Raw genomic sequence first — 19894 nt, forward strand, 5'->3', positions numbered from 1 at the left:
ATCACTTTGAATCCTTGACGGGGACCTTTTCCGCCAAATTTCAGGGATTTTTGGGCAGGGTGACGGAGCTTTGCGAGACGCGGACCGATCCGGCGATTCGCCGAAACGGGGCTGTGGTTTTTGGGGATTCGCGGAGGGATCACGGATCCGGACGCCGGGGGTTCGAGCAACAGGGGAAGGGGGATTCTATGGCCGAAAAGAGCGAGCTGTACTTCGAGGACGGGACCATCATCGCGAGTACGCGGTATGCTGCCGCTTACTTCGGCGTGACGCCCGCAACACTTTCAAATTGGGGAAAGAGCGGATGCCCTCATTTCAAATACGGATTCTGGGATATCAAAGCGGTGACGGCGTGGTGCACGGAAAAGGACGGCGAACGTCTGGCGGAGGCGGCGCGCACCGATCCCTCAAAGATGACGCCCGCCCAGCTCAAGACGCACTATGAGGCTCTCCTCAAACAGGAGCAGCTTGAGGGGGCACGGCTCCGGAACCAAATTGCAAACGGCGAGTTTCTTCGACGAGGGGACGTCGTGCGCGAGCTCTCACAGTTCTTCGCCGTCTTTCGAGCGTCGTCGTTCGGCCTCGGCGAAGCGCTGGCGCAGCTTGTCTCCGACCACACGGACAGCGAAACGGGCCGAACGGCAGCAGGGCTCATCCGCTCGTGCATCACACAGGCGCTCTCACAGATGGCCGTCTCCGGCGTCTGGGCTCCCGATGAGGAGGCGGACGCGTGACGGGCTGGCTCTCCGAGGCGCTGCGGGCGCTGCGGCCTCCGCAGGAGCTGACAACGGCGCAGTGGGCGGAGCAGTCCCGCATCCTCTCCCCCGCCGAGTCGGCACGGCCGGGGCCGTGGCGAAACGACGTCACGCCGTACCTGGTGGGCATCATGGACGCTTTTGATGATCCCGAGGTGGAGGATATCACCTTTGTGAAATGCACGCAGGTCGGCGGTACATCGGTGATGCTCAACATGATCGGCAAAGCCATCTGCTGCGATCCCGGCCCGATGATGATGGTCTACCCGAAGGACGATCTCTGCGAGCTGGCGAGCGAAGAAAAGCTACAGCCGATGATCCGCTCCTGTCCTCAGCTGCGGGAACAGTATGACGAGAGCAGCAAGCGGCTCGACCTGGTTTTCGACTCGGCGCGCCTGGCTCTTGTCTCCGCAAACTCGCCGTCCAACCTTGCGAGCCGCCCGGTTCGGTACCTGTTTCTGGACGAGGAAGACAAATTCCCCGTCCGCGCCGGGAAGGAAGCCTCCCCGGCGAAGCTCGCCATGGAGCGCCAGCACACCTTCGCGACGAGCCGCAAGACGGTGCACGCCTCTACGCCGGTCTTTGAGACCGGCCCCATCTGGCAGGGCTGGCTGCAAGCCGGAAGCCAGATGGAATACTTCGTCCCATGCCCGCACTGCGGAGCCATGTGGACGTTCAAACTCCGCCAGCTCAAATTTCCGGACGGCTGCACGGAGGATCAGGCGCTCCGCGAAGCCTGCTATGTCTGCGAGGAGTGCGGCTGCGTCATCAAGAATTCCGACAAGCCGGGAATGCTCCTCGCCGGGGAATGGCGGCGCACGGGAGGAAAAGGCGGCAAACGCCGCATCGCCTTCCGGCTCAACGCCCTGTACTCGCCCTGGGTGCGCTTCGGCGAGGCGGCAGCCGAGTGGATCGACTCACAGCGCGCGCCGGAAAAGCTGCAAAACTTTGTCAACTCCTGGCTCGGGGAACCGTTCCGCGAGGTGGAGCGCACACTCGACGCACAGCGATTGCTTGACGAAAACGAGAGCAGCTATCCCGCGGGGATCGTGCCGCCCGGCACTGTGTTCCTCACAGGCGGAGTGGATGTGCAGAAAAAGAGCTTCTTCTGGACGGTGCGCGCCTGGCTCTCCGATCTGTCAAGCTACAACGTCGCGCACGGACAGGCATTCTCCTGGCCGGAGATTGAGGAGGTGATGAACGCGCCGTACCGGGGGACGGACGGGAATCCGATGCTCGTCAACCTTGCCGCAATCGACTCCGGCGACCAGACGGACGATGTGTATGCCTTCTGCGCTGTCAACCGTGCCTGGGCGGTAGCCGTCAAGGGTTCCAGCACGCGGCTGCTCGATCGGTATAAAACGTCTGTCATCGCAAAGGATGGGCTCGGCAAAGGGATGCCGCTCATTCTGGTGGATACGGCCTATTACAAGGACATGATCTTCTCCCGCATCCTGCGCGGTCAGGAGAGCGGCGGCTGGCTTCTGCACAGCGGCTGCGACCCGGAGTACGCCGAGATGGTGACGGCTGAGCACAAGGTGATCCATCGTGTGCGCGGCCATCTCGTGACCCAGTGGGAACCAAAAGTCACGGGCGGCGATAACCACTATTTCGATGCAGAAGTTTATGCCGCGTGTGCGGCCGACCTGCTTGGAATGCGGAGCATCTATGTACGGGCGCAGGAGAGCATCCGGGAAGAGGGGGACGCCTTTGCGGAGACAGCTTCTGCCGGATGGACAGCTCCGGGACAAGGCACATCCGGAGGCACCTTCCGGAGAAAGGGGAGATAATTTTGATGACAGCAGAATACAGGGTGCGGCGGGAAAGCCTGATGAAGGCGATTGAAAAAATTGAGAACGGCGCGCAGGAATACCGCATCGGGAACCGCACCGTCCGCCGGGCCGACCTCGCGTCACTGTACGCGGAGCTTGAGCGCGTCGAGGCAAAGCTTTCGCAGCTTGAGCGGCCCTCCATCACGGCGGCGGTGCTGCCGCGCAGGAGGTGAGACGGTGGGCAATCGCATGAGTCTGCTGAACCGGATGCTCCTCCCCCTGGCCCCGCGGCTCGCATGCCGCCGGGAAGCGTGGCGGATGCTGGCGCGCTCGGCCTACACAGCGGAGGACGGCTCCCCGCGCAGCGCGGGCTGGGAGCGAACGAACCGCACCGGCGAAGCCACAAACCAGGCGGGGCGGGATGTCATCCGCGCCCGGGCGCGGGACCTCGAGCGCAACAGCGACGTGATGGAAGCCATCCTTGGCGCGATGGAGCGCAATGTGGTGGGGACCGGTTTTGTTTTGCAGGCCAAAACGGAGGATGAATCGCTTAACGAACGCATCGAAACAAACTGGCGGGATTGGTGCTCGCTGCACTCGTGTGAAATCACGGAGCGTTGGACGCTGAATGAGCTGATCGCTCTCTGTGTGCGGCGGCGAATGGTGGACGGCGGCGTGCTTCTGCTCCTTGCCGTACAGGACGGGCGGCTGCGGTTACAGCTGCTCGAGGTGGATGAGCTGGATACCTCCATCACCGTCTGCGGGAAGAACCGCGTTTACGGCGGCGTGGAGGTGGACGAATACCGCCGCCCGGTGGCGTATCACATCAAGGTGTACGACATCTGGGGAGCCTGGCTGCGAACGGAGCGCTATCCGGCGGAGGGTGTGATTGATCTGCCGTACCTCACGCGGCCCTCGCAGGTCAGAGAGATCTCCCCCGCCGCGGCGACGCTGCCCCGTGTGGATGACCTCAACGAGCTCATCGACGCGGCCATTGAGAAGGAACGTGTGCTCGCACACCTCTCCGTCGCGGTGGAAAAGGAGCAGGGAACACTGACAGGCTCACCGTTCTACGGCCGGGGCCTGCCGGGAGCGGAACCCGACGCCTCCAAATCCGAGCAAACGGCCACAGAGCTTCTCCAACAGGGAAGCATCACCTATCTGAAACCGGGCGAGAAGGTTGCAACCATCTCACAAGCGGGAACCAGCAGCGTGGTGGATCAGACGCTGCGCACGACGCAGCGCCTTGCCGGAAGCGGGCTCGGGTTGAGCTATGAAGCCGTCGCCCGCGATATGTCGCAGGTCAATTACTCCTCGGCGCGGCAGGGACTGCTCGAGGACCAGCGGACGTACCGGATGCAGCAGCAGTACATCATCGACCACCTGCTCGACGTGATCTATCCGCTGTGGCTCGATCTCGAAGCGCTCTCCGGCCGATTGACGCTGCCGGGCTACTTTGACGCACCGGAGCGGTACCGGGCGCACGTATGGGTAACGGCGGGCTGGGAGTGGATCGACCCCCAGAAAGAGGCGAACGCAAACAAAATTGCGCTCGAGACAAACCAGACGACGCTGCAATCCATCTGCGCCGGGAAGGGCCGGGACTGGCGCGAGGTGTTGCAGCAGCGGGCACGCGAGGAACAGCTGGCGGAGGAGCTGGGCCTGACGCGCGCCGAAATCACGCAAACGATACTGTACGAAGATGAGGAAGGGGAAGAAAATGAATCGAAACCATGAGGACAGCGCGCGGATGCTGTTCCGCTCACTCGAATGCCGGGCCGCGGAGGAGGGTGCAAACCGTTTTGAGATCTCTTTTTCGAGCGAAGCGCCGGTCAGCCGCTGGGGCTGCCGGGAGATCCTCCTGCACACAAAGGACTCGGTCGATCTCTCCCGCTTTGCGCCCGGCGGAGCGGGCAGCCTGCTCTTTGCCCACGGGATGGACCCACGCTACGGGAAGCTGCCGGTCGGGCGCGTGGTGCGCGCCTGGCTTGACGAAGCGGAGCGCAAATGCCGCGCGGTGATTGAGCTCGACACGGACGATCCGGACGCGCAGCGTCTGCAAGGCAAGCTCGAGCGCGGGATGCTCTCCGGCGTAAGCGTTGGCTGCAAGGTGAATCAGTGGCTTGAGCTTGCTGCGGGCGATACAAGCCCGGACGGGCGCATCGAGGGCCCGGCGTCCCTCGGCATCCAATGGACGCCGTATGAAATCAGTCTGGAGCCGGTACCGGCCGACGCAACCGTCGGGCTGGGCCGCGCGATGGAAATGGAAACAGAAAGGGAGGCAAACAGCATGGGAAACATCACAAGAAACGAGTCAGGAACCATCCCGGCACAGAGCGCTCCGGCGGCTCAGGAAGCTCCGGCAGCGGAGGATCCGGTGCTTGCGGAGCGCCGCCGCGCGACGGAGATTGAGACGCTCTGCCGCAGCTTCGGCGAAGACCCAGGCGCGTACATCCGGGAGGGCACAAGCGTCGAAACAGTGCGCGCCGCCATTCTTGACAGGCTCTCGCAGGAACGCACGCCAATTGTGGGACGCAGTTCCGCCGAGACGCGCGGTGTGCAGGTGACAACGGACGAGGGAGACAAGCTCCGGGCGGCGGCGACGGACGGCCTGCTCCTGCGCAGCGGCGTTTTCGTGGAGCATCCGGCGGACGGCGCGCGGGAATTCCGCGGCATGGGCATCCAGGATGTCGCGCGTGAATGCCTGCGCGTGAGCGGTGAAAACGCCGCCCGCCTGAGCGCCGACGAGGTGCTGCGCCGCTCTCTGACGCCGGACAGCGCGTTCGTCAGCATCACCTCGAACGCGGCAAACCGCGCCGTCCTCGGCGCGATGCAGCACGCCCCAACCACCTACCAGGCGTGGACGAGTGTCGGCTCCGCCAAAGATTTTAAGCCGACCAACATCTACGAGGTGAACGACGGAGGCACGCTCCGCGAAATTCCGCAGAGCGGCGAATTCACGGAGGCAAAGCTCTCTGACGCGCCGGTAGCCGTGCGGCAGCTCATCACCGTCGGCAAGATGCTCAGCTTCACGCGGCAGATGTTCATCAACGACGAATTTGATCTCATTCTGCGGATGGTAACGGCGCATGTACAGGCATTCCAGCGCGGGATCAATCAGGCGGTATATGCGCTGCTCAAGGCCAATCCCGCCATGCTCGACGGTGATCAGCTGTTCAGCAGCGCGCACAAAAATCTCGGCACAGCCGCCGCGCCCGGCACCGACTCTTTCAGTGAAGCGCGGCTCCTGATGCGCCGCCAGACGGAAGCGGACGGCGTCACCCGTCTGAACCTCTCCCCCGCCTTCGTCCTCTGCGGCGCGGCGGACGAGACGAAGGTGGAGCAGCTGCTGCACTCGCTTGCGGCTCCCGAGGGGACAAACTCCGGCGTCGCGAACGTGTTCCGCAGCGCGATGACGCCCGTCGTTGACGCGGAGCTTGATGTGGACGGCGGCGCGCAGCCGTTTTACTTCGCGGCGCATCCGTCGCTTGCGCCGACGATCGAGGTCTCCTACCTCAACGGCGTCGAGGCTCCGACGGTCGAAACAGAGACCGATTTTGACCGGCTTGGCATCCGCTACCGTGTCTACGGCGACCGGGGCGTGACGCTGCTCGGCTACCGCGGACTCGTGAAGAATCCCGGCAAGGCGTAAGGAAGGAGGAAAACGTAATGGCAAGATACGTACAGCCCGGTAAGGCGATTGAGTACACAAACGCCGGTGAGGAAACAATCCGCTACGGCGACGTCGTGGCACTGACAAACTGTGTCGGCGTGGCCGCCGCAGACATCGCACCCGGCGCGACCGGCGTAATTGAGCTCTCCGGCGTCTACGAGATGCCCGCAGACACTTCCGCCGCGTTCACCCAGGGGCAAAAGCTCTACTGGGACGCGTCCGGCAAAAAGGTGACAGCAACCGAGGGCGACATCGCGGCAGGCATTGCCGTCGAAGCAAAGCAGGATTCCGCCGCTGTTGCTCTCGTGAAGTTGTAAAGGGGGCAAGAGATATGATAACGCTGAAATGTCCCTTTTTCTGGAATGGCAGACTGATCCGGGAGGGAGCACGAATTTCGCTTCCCGCGGAAGTGGAGGAAAAATTTCTGCGCGCGGGAAATGCCGTACCGACAACGGAAAGCGTCTCTCCCCCGCCTTCTCAGAGCGCACCGGAAGCGGGCAAGGAAAGCCGGGAGGAGAACACGCCGGAAAAGAGTTCCCCGAAATCCGGACGAAAGCAGGCGGAGCAGGTCGAGCTCACGCTGGGAAGATGAGCTTCCGGGAACTGGTCGAATCGGACAACCACGAGATTTTCATGAATCTTGACGAGCTGGCGGAAGAACGCTCCATCCGGTACGACGGGACGCTCTATGAAAGCATCCCCGTCGTCCTCACGGGCGCTGAGGAGCAGGCGCGAAACCGCCTCTCCCACGACCATGCCGAGGGCCTGTACCGTGTGACAAGTATTCTGTACTGCCCGGCGGAAGCCCTCGGAGGTTGTACACCGGAACAGGGGCGGACAGTGGAAATCCATGAAAACGGAACATTTTTTTACCGGTATCGTGTGGAACGCTCTGTGTGTGAAATGGGGATGCTGGAGATGGAACTGGAGGCGATCGACGAATGAATACCGTTTTCTTTGACGAAATCACCGGACAGAGCCTTGACCGCGCGGAGAAGCTGCTGGCCGGGATTCCGGACGGTGCACGCCGTGCCGTGAACAGTGCTCTCTCGCGCGCCGCGCAGCATGGCCTTACAGTGGGAATGCGGATTGTCTCCGGCGAGTATGCCATTGGACAGAAGGAACTCAAATCCCGGACAAAGCAAATCAACCGTGTGGTTCGGGACAATGCCGGCGGATATGAAGTCACCTTCGGCTACAGCGGCTATGTCATTCCACTGCTCCGCTTTGACACGCAAATCGGATCGGACGGCCGGATCTATGCTCGTGTACTGCGCTCCAACGTGCGCAAACTGATTGCAAATGCCTTTGTCTCCCGTGTCAAGGGACAGCATACAGGCGTTTTTGTCCGCGAGGGAGATGCACGCCATCCAATCCACGAGCTCTTCGGCCCCTCCGCTGTAGCGGCGTTTTATGCGCACGAGGAAACGGTGGACAAGATGGACGAGGAAATCCGCTCCACGTATGAAAAGCGTGTGGAGCACGAAATCACAAGAATTCTCAACGGGTGGGGCGGCAGATGAACAGAGCGGTATTTCTGGAAGAACTCAAACGCTTTACGCTTGATGCGACGCGCGATCTGCTGCTGCCGGTGCGTGTACAGTCGGCGGAAGAGACGCCGTCGGAGCGTCCGGCTGAGGTGCACCTGATGCGTCTGCCGGACAGCGAAGCGGCAAAGAAAAAAGCGCCGTATATCATCCATCAGATCATCACCGGCAAGGATGCGCAAAAGCCCGGCGAACAGGCGGCCTGCACAACGGAAATTCGCTCCATCTTCTGTGTCTACTGCCCCGATGAGGAGGAAGGCGGGATGCTGCTGCTGAACCTCATGGAGCGGCTGCGGATTGCCCTGCTGCGGCAGGTTGTGCTGGATCAGCGGTATCAGCTGGACCTGGAATCGGGGCTGGAGATCATCCTGTACCCTGACGACAGCGCCTCCTACTACGCCGGAGAAATGGCGAGCCGGTGGAGGCTGCCGGGAATAGAAAGAGAGGTCAGACCATGAACGAGAACGAAAAGAAAGAAGAGCTTCAGACGGAGCAGAAGCCCTCCGCAGGAAGGAAAGCGGCCAGAAAAACCGCCGCAAAGAAGCCGGAGGCGCAGGGCGGCTACTGTGTGTACCTCGGCCCCAACATCCGGGGCGTCATTCAGCACGGGAAAGTCCTGCGCGGAACGAAAGACCAGGCGGCACAGCAGCTTGCACGGGCGATTCAGGAGTACCCGCAAATCGAAAGCCTGCTGGTGCCTGCGGATCGACTCATCGAATCGCGGCGTAAGCTTCAGACGGGCGGCAGCCTGCTCTCCCGGATTTATGGGGAGCTGTGCGCCGCCGCAGGAAAGGGGAAATGACAATGAAGCATGGCGTATATGTAACAAAGGAAGCAAAAGCCAAAACCGCACCGGAAGTGGTGGACAGCGGAATCCCGTTTTATATCGGGGCCTCACCGGTACAGGGGGCGTCCTCGCCCGCAAAGGTGGGAGTTCCGGTTCTGTGCGAAAGCTTTGAGGACGCGCGGGAAAAGCTCGGCTACTCGGACGACTGGACGTCCTATCCCCTCTGCGAGGCAATGGACGTACATTTTCGTCTCTACGGCATGGCCCCGGCCATTTTCTGCAACCTGCTGGACCCCGCGTCCATGCGGGAAAGCGCGGAGGCTGCCGATATCCCCGTCGGGGACGGGCAGGCAAAGCTTCCGGCGGAAGCGATCCTCGACGATACTCTCGTTGTCAAAGAGCAGGGCGGCAGCGGGGAACCGTATGTGGAGGGGACGGACTACAGCGCGTTTTACGATGACGATGGAAAACTTATCCTCGAAGTGCTCCCGGACGGCTCTGCCGCTGAGGCGGCGCAGCTCAATGTGGCGTACAGCAAGGTCACGCCCTCCTCTGTCACCGCGGACGAGGTGGCGATTGGCCTGGAAGCCGTGGAGCGCTGCATGGTGACGGTCGGCAAAATTCCGGATCTCCTCTGTGCGCCCGGTTATTCCCAGGATGCGGGCGTTGCCGCCGTGATGGCCGTCAAGGCGGCAAATGTGCAGGGTATGTTCCATGCGAAGGCGGTTTTGGATCTCGACTGCACCGACGCTACGACAGGCAGTACAGCCATTGCCAAAAAGGCAGAGCTCGCTCTCACGGATAAAAATCAGATCGTCTGCTGGCCGATGCCGCAGAAGAATGGCAGGCTGTATCACATGAGCACCCATCTGTGCGCGCTCATGGCGCGGGTAGACGCGGGAAACGGCTGCCCGTATGAGTCGCCCTCGAACCGTGCTCTGGAATGCGACGGAGTGGCGCTGGCCGACGGCAGCGAGGTGCTGCTCACGCTCAGTGAGGCGAACGAGCTGAACGCGGTCGGGATTGTCACGGCGCTGCACGGCTTTGACGGGTGGATTGCCTGGGGAAATTATACGGCGTGCTATCCTGCGGACACGGCCCCCGAAAACGCCTTTATCCCCGTTTCCCGCATGTTTGACTGGGTGGGAAACACGCTTGTGAAAACCTTCTGGAATCACCTGGACAAACCGATTCTGCGGCGCAGGCTCGACAGCATCATCGACGGGGCAACCATCTGGCTCAACGGACTGACGGGCAGCGGCTATCTCTACGGGGGCCGGGTGGAAATTCCCGAGGCGGACAATCCGAAGGAGAACCTTGTGGCCGGCATTGTAAAGCCGCGCATTGCCCTGACTCCTCCCTCTCCGGCACAGGAGATTACCACCACACTGACCTACGACGCGAGCTACGCCGACTCGCTGTTTGAGTAAAGGAGGGAACGACATGGCAGGTTTTGATGAATCCACCATCAATTTTACCGTCTTTGAGGACGACATCGAGCAAATCGGCGTCGCGACAGCGACACTGCCGACGCTCTCGGCCATCATGCAGACCATCTCGGGCGCCGGGATTTCCGGAAACGTGGAGGTTGGCATCGCGGGGTATTACGACACGATGGAGCTGGGGCTCGCCTTCCGCAATTTCACGTCGTGCAACGTGCGGCTTTCGGAGCCGCGTCTGCACACCATTCAGCTGCGTGCCGCCATGCAGGTGGAAGACCCGACGGACGGCGTTGTGAGAATTCAGGAGATCAAGCACGTTTTCACCGTGCTTCCCAAGACGGATGCGGGCGGCAGCGTGGCCCCTGCAAGCCCCACCAACGGCTCCGGTACCTACGCGGTGCGCTATTGGGCGACCTACATTGACGGCGAACGCGTGCGCGAAATTGACCCGTTCAATTCGATCTGCTTCATCAACGGGACGGATTATCTCGCAGATGTGCGGGCCGCCCTCGGTAAATAAGGAGGATGCCTCTTATGGAAGAACAAACCCTTTCCGTCGTACAAGAGAAGGCTGTGGGCGCTTATACCCACACCTTCAAGGAACCCTTCTCCTGGCAGGGGCACACCTTCGAGGAGCTGACCTTTGACTTTGCCTCCCTCACGGGCGGCGACAGCCTTGCCATTGAGGAGGAGCTGCTCCTGCTCAACAAGACAGCTTTTGTGCCTGCCTTGTCAGGGGAATATCTCGTTCGCATGGCCGCAAGAGCCTGCACGACCGTGATTCAGGAACCGGGCGGACGCCGAACGCGCATCGGCACGGACGCGCTGCGGGCCATGCCGATCACGGAGTACAACGCGATTATCGGGAGGGCACGCAATTTTTTGCTCAGTGCAAAATAAAAGCCGGAGACGGCGGCGCGTGGCTGCGGCAGCAATGTCTGGCGCTGGCGCGCGCCAACGCCACACCCGCACCGTTCTGGCTTTCCCTTCCGCTGGTATCTCTTGCGCGGTGGATTGCGTCCAGCAACCAGCTCACAGAGGATGCTATACGGGAACGAAACCGCCTGAGAAAAATCTGAAAAGGAGGTGAGGCGAAAAGATGACAAAGGAATATGAGATGCTGTTCCGGCTGAATGCGCAGACCGGTTCTGGGTATACCAAGGCTTTTCAGCAGGCACAGCAGGAGCTCAAGGAAGTCACACAGCGCATCCAGGATCTTCAGCAGGAGCAGAAAGACATTACCGCTTATCAGAAGCAGCAGGAGGCACTGGAGAAAACAGAAGTCAAACTGAATCGGCTGCAAAAGCAGTATGATAATATCCAGCGTGAGATTCAGGAAACAGGCTCGTTCTCCTCTGAACTTGAAAACAAGCTGCTTTCCAAGCAGGTAAAAATCGACGACACCTCCGCCGCCTACGAGCGTCAGAAGGAGCGCCTGAAAGAACTACAGAAGGCAATGGAGAACGCCGGGATCGATATGAACGATCTCGGCCGGAGCTCTGCCGAGCTATCCGAAAAAATCCACACACTGAAGGAAAACCAGGAACAAGCGGCTGTTCAGGCACAAAAACTTGGCACATCGGCAAGCTCGGCTTTTGAACAGATTGGTCAGGCTCTTGCCGCAGCCGGTATCACCGCAGCAATACGGGAAGCTGCTCAATATTTTGCCGACTGCGCGCAGGCGTCCATGGACTTTGAGACGGCCGTCACCGGTGTGGCAAAAACGACCGACCTCTCTGACGAGGAGCTCGCCGCCATGGCCGACTCCATCCGAAGCCTTTCCACAGAAATTCCGGCAACCACAGAGGAGATTTCTGCCGTCGCGGAGGCGGCCGGACAGCTCGGGATTCAAAAAGAAGCCCTTCTCGACTTCACGGAAACCATGGTTATGCTCGGCACGGCCACCAACATGACGGCGGACGAGGCCGCCACAGCTCTGGCGCGCTTTGCCAACATCACGGGCATGGGCGCAGGGGAGTACGATCGCCTGGGCGCGACCATCGTTGATCTCGGAAACAGCTTCGCCACAACGGAGCAGGAAATCACCGAGATGGCGACGCGCCTTGCCTCCGCCGGAACGCTGGCCGGAATCAGCGAACCGGGAATCCTTGCCCTGGCCGCGGCAATGTCAAGCGTCGGCATTGAAGCGGAGGCCGGAGGCACAGCCATGACGGAAACGCTCAACGCTATCGAAACCGCCGTCGCGGGCGGCGGAGAAGCGCTTGACGAGTTCGCGCGTCTGGCCGGTATGTCCTCTGAGACTTTTGCGGAAACCTGGCAGAACGACGCGCTCTCCGCGCTGACCTCCTTCATCGGCGGGCTCGGGCAGCTCGACGAACAGGGCGAAAGCACCGTGCTGGTGCTCGAGAGTCTCGGCCTGACAGGCGTGCGGCAGAGCAACATGCTCAAATCCCTCGGCCTTGCCGCGGAACAGATGACCGGAGCGGTAAATCTGGCCAACACCGCCTGGGAGGAAAACACCGCTCTAACCGAGGAAGCATCAAAACGGTACGCCACAACCCAAAGCCAGCTGATCCTGCTGCAAAACAGCTATCGGAATATACAGGCCGCCATCGGCGACGCATACACACCGGAACTGAAAGAGGCTTACGCTGTGGGAACCGACGTCCTCAACGGCGTGGCGCAGTTCATTCGGGACAATCCGGCGCTGGTCAAAGCCGTCGTAACGTTTACGGGCGTCATCGGCGGCGCGACGGCGGCAGTGGCCGCCTACACGATAGCAGCCAAAGCCGCCGCTCTGGCCAGCGCGGCCATTCCAGGGCTGAACATCATTATGGGGGTGACGGTGGGCGTCGCCGCTGTCACAGCGGCCATTGTCGCACTCAACGATGCGGCGTCCAAAGAGGCCGACGAACTCGCGAAGCTGACGGCGACTTCCCGTGCCCAGTATGCAGAAATGCAGGAACTCCAGGCCGAATACGGCGAGGTGTGCGCGTCAATGGGCGACACCTCCTATGAAGCCCAAAGGCTGAAAGCGGAGCTCGACGAAGCAACCGCCGCGTTTGAGGAACAAAAGCAGACGGCGGAAGAGCTGGAAGCCGCGCACCGCGAAGCCATTGACGCGCACAATGAACTGATGGCGTCCTACGACGAGACGGTCGAAAGCCTGAACAAGGAAACGCGCAGCAGTGAAAATCTGATGGCAAAGCTGGAAGAGCTGATGGCTGTCGAGGGAAAATCCGCCTCGGTCAAGCAGGAAATCCTCGCTGTGGTGGATCTGCTCAACGAAGCAATGCCGGAGCTGGCTCTTTCCTATGATCAATACGCGGACAGTTTGAATCTGTCGGCCGAAGCGATCCGAGGCGTCGTAGAAGCCGAGTTGGCGAGAGAACGCCATGCGGAAAATTATGAACAGCTGAAAAAGCTCATCGGTGAAGAAGGCAGTCTGTATCAAACACTGCAAGCCGACATTGAGGAAACCAAAAACCGGCAGGATGAGCTGACCAACGCAAAAAAGCAGTACCTGGAATACTATAACGCATACCAGGATGGCGGATGGATGGAAGCGGATGGAGACGCCTATCTGGCAACCATACGCGAATACGGCGATGCAGTCGCTTCCGCACAGGAAGCCTGGGAGAACGCTGCCGCCGCCGAGGAGGAGGCACGGACCGCTTACGAGGAAAATCAGGACGCCATCGCTGATTTAACCCAGGAACTTTCCGGCTACACAGAGGAAATGGACGAAAGCGGAATAGCGGTACAGGATATCCTCACCTCTGCGAACGCGAAAGTACAGGAACTCGCGGCAAGCTACACGGAAGCCTACACCGCCGCCCTCGAAAGCGTCTCCGGACAATATCAGCTCTGGGACCAGGCGGCGGAGGTTGTCGCTGTCGGCGCGGACGCCATTAATTCCGCTCTGGAGAGTCAGGTTTCCTACTGGCAAAGCTACAACGACAATCTCGCAAATCTGACCGCGCGCGGGGAGGATATCGCGGGGCTCAGCGAAATGATTGCAAGCTTCGCGGACGGCAGCTCCGACAGCGTGAACGCGGTAGCCGGCATGGCTTCCGCTACCGACGAAGAACTGGCCGCCATGGTTTCCAACTGGCAGGAGCTGCAGGCGGAGCAGGAGAAAACCGCAGGCAGCATGGCCGATCTGAAAACGGATTTTTCGGCTGCCATGGACGAGCTGCAAACGGAACTGGCTGCGGACATTGAAGCCATGAACCTCGGGGAAGAAGCTGCCGCAAGCGGAAAAGCAACGATTCAGGGGTATTTGAATGGTATAACCATTATGCTGCCGCAGGTGCAGGCTGCATATCAACGATTAGCCGGCGCGGCATCCAACGCCCTCGGCAGCGCTTCTGTGCCGGACAGAGGGTTCGCATCCGGCACACCGGACGCACCGCCCGGCTGGGCCTGGGTCGGCGAGCTGGGCCCGGAGCTGATGCGGCTGCGCGGCGGGGAAACCATCCTGCCTGCCTCCGTATCACAGGACTTCGCTCTGGCTTCCCAGGAGATGCAGACTCTCTCCTCCGTTCCGGAGTTTACGGCTTTGCTGGCGGCACAACAGGCGGAAGCAGCGATTCCCTCCGCCGCGGCACAAACCGCACCCATCGGCGGAGAACTTTCCCTTGTCGTCTCCCCCTCCTATCAGATCAGCGGCTCTGCAAACGCCGGGGAAATTCGGAATGTGCTTGTCTCCCGTGATGAGGAGCTGGTGGAGCTCATCCTGCGGACTTTGGAAGAGGCCGGTATTGACGCGGCAAGGAGGGCTTACCGATGAAAACCTATACCACCATACAGGGCGATATGTGGGACTCCATTGCCTACCGGGAAATGGGAGGAGTGGAGTATACGTCCCGCCTTATGCAAGCAAACCGGCAGCACCTTGATTTCTATCTCTTTCCCGCGGGAATCCAACTGACCATTCCAAACGCCGCCGCGGAAGAAAATTCCTCTCTGCCGCCCTGGAAGGAGGCCATGGGATGAGCGAAACTTCACAGTCCCGCCGGGCAGCGGTGGAACTCTCATTTGCCGGGGTAAATATCACGGATTCCATTCGCCCCTATCTGCTTTCCCTCACCTATACGGACAACGAAGAGGACGAAGCCGACGATCTGCAAATCAAATTGCAGGACAAGGAAGGGATCTGGCTGACCAGCTGGCTGACCGGAGCGGTGGACGCGGCTGCCTCCGCCGGTTCCCAGACAGCCTCATCTGTGTCATCGTCACAAGCTTCCCGGTACCGCGTGACGCCCGCGATCGGGCTGAACGTCCGCACCGGACCGGGCACAGGATATCAGAAACTCGGTGCTCTGCCCTATGGAACGGAGATCTCTGTTTCTGAGATCTCCGCAGGCTGGGCAAAAACCGTGTATCGCGGGCAAACGGCCTACGTCTGCGCGCAATACCTGACGGCAATCGGAACCGAAAGCGCTTCGGACTCCTTTTCTGTGGGGGATACGGTGGACTTTGTGGGAACCCGCCACTATGTCAGCTCAACGGGAAATCAGGGGTATGCGGCAAAACAGGGCCCGGCAAAAATCACACTCAGCAATCCGGGCAGCCTGCATCCCTGGCACCTCATCAACACAGACGGAACCTCGAATGTGTACGGATGGGTAGACAAATCGGATATCCGCGCGCAAGGCTCCAAAGCCCAGAACGTCACGGAAGAAAATGAGAATCCCACGCAAACAGGGTTTTCCATACAAGCTGTCATTCTGCGGGAAAACTGGACGGGTAACGGCAGAGACGATCTGTTGGAATGCGGCGCCTTTGAGCTTGACAGCATCAAGGCGTCCGGCCCTCCGGCCGTCATCACCATCAAGGCCACCTCCCTTCCCTACTCCTCACAAATCAGGCAGACAAAGAAAAGCAGAGCCTGGGAATCGTACAGCCTTTCCGGCATCGCGCGGGAGATAGCAGTCTCCAATGAAATGGCGTACCTGTTTGAATCCGCTTGCGATCCCTCTTACTCGCGTGTGGAGCAGTATCAGGAGAGCGACATCGCGTTTCTTTCACGGCTTTGTCACAGCGCCGGAATCTCACTCAAAGCATCCAACCGCATCCTGGTGCTCTTCGACCAGGCAGCATATGAACAGAAGCCTTCCTCCTTCACGATAACACGCGGAGACGGAAGCTACCTCAAATATGATCTTTCCACAGGAACGGCGGACACGAAATATTCTTCCTGCCGGGTACGGTATGCGGACCCGGCAACCGGAAGGACGTGGGAAGGCATCGCCTATGCGGAAGATTACAAAGAGGACGCAAAAAACAACCAGCAGCTTGAGGTGACGGCGAAAGTATCCAGCATTGCACAGGCGCAGGAGCTGGCCGCCAAACATCTGCGTCTGCACAATAAATTTGCACGCACAGCAACCTTTACTTTTCCGGGCAGTCCGTCGATCACGGCGGGAGTCACGGCAACGCTCCAGGGATGGGGTGCGTGGGACGGCAAATACATCGTCAAACAAGCCAGGCACAGCGTCAGCGGCTCCGGCTATACGACACAAGCGGTGCTGCGGCGTGCATTGGAGGGATAGCAATGGAATTGGAAAACATCGTGGCGCGCATGGTGCAGATTGGGCGCGTCAGTTCTGTTGATGAGGCAGGCCGCCGGGTCCGCGTGATTTTATCCGAAACAGGCATTGTCTCTGACTGGCTCCCCTATCTCAGCCGGTTTCGTCATAACCTTCCCGACCAGCTGCCCAAAATCAATGACAGGGTCGTTGTACTGTATCTGCCTGTGGCGGATGGGGACGGCTTTGTGCTGGGGGTGCTGCCATGAGGATCGGCACGCTTGGCAACCTGGTGTTTCAGGTTTCCTCTGAAACCGTACAGACGATCGACGATCTGCAATGGTCGGGATCGGCGCAGTACAGCACGCACCAACGGCATCTTGCCAAAGGCCTTCTGGAATTCACCGGCGTCGATCCGGACGAGCTGTCCTTTTCGATTTTCCTCTCCCGCTCGCTCGGTGTGGAGCCTGAGGAATCTATGGCTCTGCTTCGGGAGTACGAACAAAACGGAACGACGCTCCCCTTCTCTCTCGGAAGCCGTCCCTATGGAGAGTATCGCTGGGTGATTGTGAGCCATAAATTACAGGTCACACAGTTTGACGGCCGGGGGCGTATCGCGGCTGCGACGGTATCCGTCAGCCTGCGTGAATATAGCAAGGAGTGAGAAGATGCGCTATCAAATTACAACGGACGCTGCCGCACCTCTTCGTCTCAACGAGACGGATCCCGTGGCCTCTGTTTTGCAGAGTCTGCGCATCCTGCTCTCCACACGAAAAGGCAGCGTCCCCCTGTATCGGGATTTTGGAATCTCCATGGAATTTCTCGATTGCCCTCTCCCCACTGCACAAGCTCTTTTGACGTCGGAGGTGCAGACTGCCATCCAGCAATACGAGCCGAGAGCACGGTTGATCAAAGTTGTCGTTCAGGAGACTTCCCCGGGAAATCTGAGCCTTGCGGCGGAGGTGGAACTCAATGGCTAGAAATGTGGAATACCAATACGTCAGCACAGACGTCAATTCCGTGATCTCCTTTTTGACCTCTGCGTATGAGAAAATCACCGGCACGGCTGTTGAGCCCTCCAGTCCGGAAAAACTCTTTCTGCAATGGGTGGCCGGCATTGTTATACAGGAGCGGGAATCCATCAACTATGTGGGAAACCAGAATCTCCCCAGCCGTGCGGAAGGAAAAAACCTTGATGCGATCGGAGAAGAACTCTATCGTGTCAGCCGCCCTGCCGCACAGCCTGCCGTCTGCACGGAACGCTTTTTCCTTTCTATTGTGCAAAGCTCAGCCATCCTGATTCCAGGCGGAACACGAGTGGCAGCCGCAGGCTCTTCCCTGGTGTGGGAAACAGTTTCGGACGTCTATATCCAGTCTGGAGAAACCTTCGCTGACGTTCTGATCCGCTGCCAGACGCCCGGCATAGTCGGAAATGGATACGCCGTGGGACAGCTGAACACCCTCATCGACCTGTTTCCCTACTATGACCGGTGCGAAAACCTCACGATCAGCGACGGCGGCTCGGATCAACCTTCAGACGACGAGTATTATGAGCTGATGCGGGCCGCGATGGATTCCTACAGCACCGCAGGCCCCAGCGGCGGCTACATTTACCACGCGAAAAAGGTTTCAACGGAAATTGCCGATGTGGTGGCGAATTCCCCGGAAGCGGGAAAGGTGGCGCTGTATGTTCTGATGAAGGATGGTTCCATCGCGCAGCCGGAACTCAAAAAAGCCGTTCTGGCCGCTTGCAGCTCCGACACAGTCCGTCCTCTGACGGATTACGTGTCCGTCGAGGATCCGGAAGTGGTGGAAGCTTCGATTCAAGTCACCTATTACGTCCCTTCCGATTCCGTACTCGGCTCGGCGGAACTGGAACAATCGGTCCATACCGCCGTGCAGGAATACATCAACTGGCAATGCGCCAAGCTTGGCCGGGATATCAATCCCAGCAAGCTGATCAGCCTCCTCATGCAGACAGGCGTCAAGCGTGTGGAGGTCACCTCCCCCTCTTATCAGGCTCTGCGGGATGGAAGCGATCGCAGCGTCCCGCAGATTGCGTTGTTTAACGAAAAATCCATCATAAACGGAGGGTTCGAGGATGAATGAACGCTGGGGACCGACCGCTGAAAACATGCTCCGCGCCCTGCCGGACGTTCTCAAAAACGACCACGGCACAGCGGCTCTCGCTTCCTGTGCTGCTGCTGCGTTAGCCGGAAGAAAAGCGGAGATTGACAGCCTGATTCTTTACGCGCGGATAGACGAGCTGCCGGAGCCGCTCCTGGATCTCCTGGCGCAGGATTTCAAGGTGGACTGGTGGGACGGCGATTATTCGCTGGAGGAAAAAAGGCAGACTCTCAGGGACAGCTGGCACGTTCACCGGACTCTTGGAACGAAAGCAGCTGTGGAAACCGCTCTTTCCGCCATTTATCCCAATACGAAAGTGATTGAATGGTGGGAATACGATGGCCCTCCCTATCATTTTCGTCTGTCCGTCAATGTTTCCAGCGATGAAATAAGTTCCTTCAAGCATCAGCGTGTGATGGCACGGCTTGAACTGTATAAAAATCTCCGCTCTCAGCTCGACGAAGTCGAGTACTACGACGGCGGAGCGGAAATCACATTATATGCAGGCGCGGCCATGGTCGGAATCGATCTGTGCGACGGCTGCACAGCAAGGGAGTGGTGAAATGGCGAATTGGGAAGGAATCCTTACGGATGCAGGCACACAACTGCTCCAGGCTTGGGTGGATCATACGTCTCTGCGGATCACTTCCGCTGCCGCGGGAGAAGGCTCTGTGGACACAGGTTTGCTCCCCTCACAGACGGCGCTTGTTTCCCGGAAACAGCCGGTCAGCCTTATCGGCAGCGAACCGGTGGAAGACGGAATCCGTCTGAAGCTCCGCCTGACTGCTCCGGAAATAGCCTATGTTCTGCAGCAGATTGGGGTTTGGGCCCAGCTGGAAGGCGGCGAAGAAAAGCTTCTGGCTGTCTTTCAAAATCGCAGGGGATATTTCATTCCGGACAAAGCGGCTTCCCCGGATTTTGTGTTCACTTTTTACGCGCTCATTTCCTGCAGCAATTCCGGAAACTGGACGGTGAATCTCGACGTCTCCGCTCTCGCCTCTCAAAAGGATATTTGGGAGGCAGCGGATAAGCTGGAAGAACAAATGCAGACACACATCCAGGCGGTGGAGGAAAAGTGGGATGACAGTCTGCACGCTCTGGGGGAAGATGTTGACGCACTCCGCGCCGATCTCGATTCCCTCTCCGGGCAGATTTCCACAGAGGTCGGGGAAAGCCTTGCGGAGCTGACAGGGCGTGTGGCAATGAACGAATCGAAGATCGCAACGCTCTGGGACGCAATCTTTACGAACATCACCGGCAACCCGTTCACGGTGGCCTTCTCATCGCTCTCCGGCAT

Annotated in this window: 22 protein-coding genes and 1 pseudogene; all 23 read left to right on the forward strand. The window is 59.6% G+C overall.

Annotation, left to right across the window (positions count from 1 at the left end; translation table 11 throughout):
• Positions 1-188 precede the first annotated feature (188 nt).
• Positions 189-734: a hypothetical protein gene (locus B5F35_RS08340; protein WP_140401183.1), complete on the forward strand. Its 546-nt coding sequence runs from the start codon at positions 189-191 to the stop codon at positions 732-734.
• Positions 731-2545: a terminase gpA endonuclease subunit gene (locus B5F35_RS08345; RefSeq protein WP_087239921.1), complete on the forward strand. Its 1815-nt coding sequence runs from the start codon at positions 731-733 to the stop codon at positions 2543-2545. Before B5F35_RS08340 ends, B5F35_RS08345 begins: the two co-directional genes overlap by 4 nt.
• A 5-nt stretch (positions 2546-2550) precedes the next feature.
• Positions 2551-2760, forward strand: a complete 210-nt coding sequence (locus B5F35_RS08350; protein WP_087239923.1) for a DUF6148 family protein — start codon at positions 2551-2553, stop codon at positions 2758-2760.
• A gap of 4 nt (positions 2761-2764) precedes the next feature.
• Positions 2765-4264 carry a phage portal protein gene (locus B5F35_RS08355; protein ID WP_087239925.1) on the forward strand — a complete coding sequence of 500 codons (1500 nt, stop codon included), beginning with the start codon at positions 2765-2767 and terminating at the stop codon, positions 4262-4264.
• A complete protein-coding gene (locus tag B5F35_RS08360) occupies positions 4248-6179 on the forward strand; it encodes a phage major capsid protein (RefSeq protein WP_087239927.1) in 1932 nt (643 codons plus the stop codon). The genes B5F35_RS08355 and B5F35_RS08360 overlap by 17 nt, the downstream gene beginning before the upstream one ends.
• A gap of 17 nt (positions 6180-6196) precedes the next feature.
• Positions 6197-6517 (forward strand): DUF2190 family protein, encoded by a 321-nt coding sequence (locus B5F35_RS08365; RefSeq protein WP_087239929.1) that lies wholly within the window; start codon positions 6197-6199, stop codon positions 6515-6517.
• Between the two features lie 14 nt (positions 6518-6531).
• Positions 6532-6792 carry a hypothetical protein gene (locus B5F35_RS08370; RefSeq protein ID WP_087239931.1) on the forward strand — a complete coding sequence of 87 codons (261 nt, stop codon included), beginning with the start codon at positions 6532-6534 and terminating at the stop codon, positions 6790-6792.
• Positions 6789-7145 carry a hypothetical protein gene (locus tag B5F35_RS08375; RefSeq protein ID WP_087239933.1) on the forward strand — a complete coding sequence of 119 codons (357 nt, stop codon included), beginning with the start codon at positions 6789-6791 and terminating at the stop codon, positions 7143-7145. The genes B5F35_RS08370 and B5F35_RS08375 overlap by 4 nt, the downstream gene beginning before the upstream one ends.
• Complete coding sequence (locus B5F35_RS08380) at positions 7142-7723, forward strand: phage tail protein (RefSeq protein WP_087239935.1); 582 nt, start codon at positions 7142-7144, stop codon at positions 7721-7723. The genes B5F35_RS08375 and B5F35_RS08380 overlap by 4 nt, the downstream gene beginning before the upstream one ends.
• On the forward strand, positions 7720-8205 hold the full coding sequence (locus B5F35_RS08385) for a hypothetical protein (RefSeq protein ID WP_087239937.1): 486 nt from the start codon (positions 7720-7722) through the stop codon (positions 8203-8205). Before B5F35_RS08380 ends, B5F35_RS08385 begins: the two co-directional genes overlap by 4 nt.
• Positions 8202-8549 carry a hypothetical protein gene (locus B5F35_RS08390; protein WP_087239939.1) on the forward strand — a complete coding sequence of 116 codons (348 nt, stop codon included), beginning with the start codon at positions 8202-8204 and terminating at the stop codon, positions 8547-8549. The genes B5F35_RS08385 and B5F35_RS08390 overlap by 4 nt, the downstream gene beginning before the upstream one ends.
• A 2-nt stretch (positions 8550-8551) precedes the next feature.
• The gene (locus tag B5F35_RS08395) at positions 8552-9964 is read left to right on the forward strand and encodes a phage tail sheath family protein (RefSeq protein WP_162611381.1); all 1413 of its coding nucleotides are present in this window, start codon (positions 8552-8554) and stop codon (positions 9962-9964) included.
• Between the two features lie 13 nt (positions 9965-9977).
• Positions 9978-10496 carry a phage major tail tube protein gene (locus B5F35_RS08400; protein ID WP_087239943.1) on the forward strand — a complete coding sequence of 173 codons (519 nt, stop codon included), beginning with the start codon at positions 9978-9980 and terminating at the stop codon, positions 10494-10496.
• A 14-nt stretch (positions 10497-10510) separates the two neighbouring features.
• Complete coding sequence (locus B5F35_RS08405; RefSeq protein WP_087239945.1) at positions 10511-10876, forward strand: hypothetical protein; 366 nt, start codon at positions 10511-10513, stop codon at positions 10874-10876.
• A gap of 199 nt (positions 10877-11075) precedes the next feature.
• Positions 11076-14729 carry a phage tail tape measure protein gene (locus B5F35_RS08410; protein WP_087239947.1) on the forward strand — a complete coding sequence of 1218 codons (3654 nt, stop codon included), beginning with the start codon at positions 11076-11078 and terminating at the stop codon, positions 14727-14729.
• Positions 14726-14935 (forward strand): tail protein X, encoded by a 210-nt coding sequence (locus B5F35_RS08415; RefSeq protein WP_087239948.1) that lies wholly within the window; start codon positions 14726-14728, stop codon positions 14933-14935. Before B5F35_RS08410 ends, B5F35_RS08415 begins: the two co-directional genes overlap by 4 nt.
• Positions 14932-16494 carry a contractile injection system protein, VgrG/Pvc8 family gene (locus B5F35_RS08420; protein ID WP_087239950.1) on the forward strand — a complete coding sequence of 521 codons (1563 nt, stop codon included), beginning with the start codon at positions 14932-14934 and terminating at the stop codon, positions 16492-16494. Before B5F35_RS08415 ends, B5F35_RS08420 begins: the two co-directional genes overlap by 4 nt.
• 2 nt (positions 16495-16496) lie before the next feature.
• The gene (locus B5F35_RS08425; protein ID WP_087239951.1) at positions 16497-16739 is read left to right on the forward strand and encodes a hypothetical protein; all 243 of its coding nucleotides are present in this window, start codon (positions 16497-16499) and stop codon (positions 16737-16739) included.
• Positions 16736-17134 carry a phage tail protein gene (locus tag B5F35_RS08430; RefSeq protein ID WP_087239953.1) on the forward strand — a complete coding sequence of 133 codons (399 nt, stop codon included), beginning with the start codon at positions 16736-16738 and terminating at the stop codon, positions 17132-17134. The genes B5F35_RS08425 and B5F35_RS08430 overlap by 4 nt, the downstream gene beginning before the upstream one ends.
• A 4-nt stretch (positions 17135-17138) precedes the next feature.
• Positions 17139-17450, forward strand: a complete 312-nt coding sequence (locus B5F35_RS08435) for a GPW/gp25 family protein (protein ID WP_087239955.1) — start codon at positions 17139-17141, stop codon at positions 17448-17450.
• Complete coding sequence (locus tag B5F35_RS08440; RefSeq protein WP_087239957.1) at positions 17443-18579, forward strand: baseplate assembly protein; 1137 nt, start codon at positions 17443-17445, stop codon at positions 18577-18579. Before B5F35_RS08435 ends, B5F35_RS08440 begins: the two co-directional genes overlap by 8 nt.
• Positions 18572-19159 carry a phage tail protein I gene (locus B5F35_RS08445; protein WP_087239959.1) on the forward strand — a complete coding sequence of 196 codons (588 nt, stop codon included), beginning with the start codon at positions 18572-18574 and terminating at the stop codon, positions 19157-19159. Before B5F35_RS08440 ends, B5F35_RS08445 begins: the two co-directional genes overlap by 8 nt.
• Position 19160: 1 nt before the next feature.
• A pseudogene (locus B5F35_RS08450) lies at positions 19161-19894 on the forward strand (hypothetical protein); the annotation flags it as partial.

This window comes from Anaeromassilibacillus sp. An200 (assembly GCF_002160025.1).
Classification (GTDB): domain Bacteria; phylum Bacillota; class Clostridia; order Oscillospirales; family Acutalibacteraceae; genus Caccousia; species Caccousia stercoris.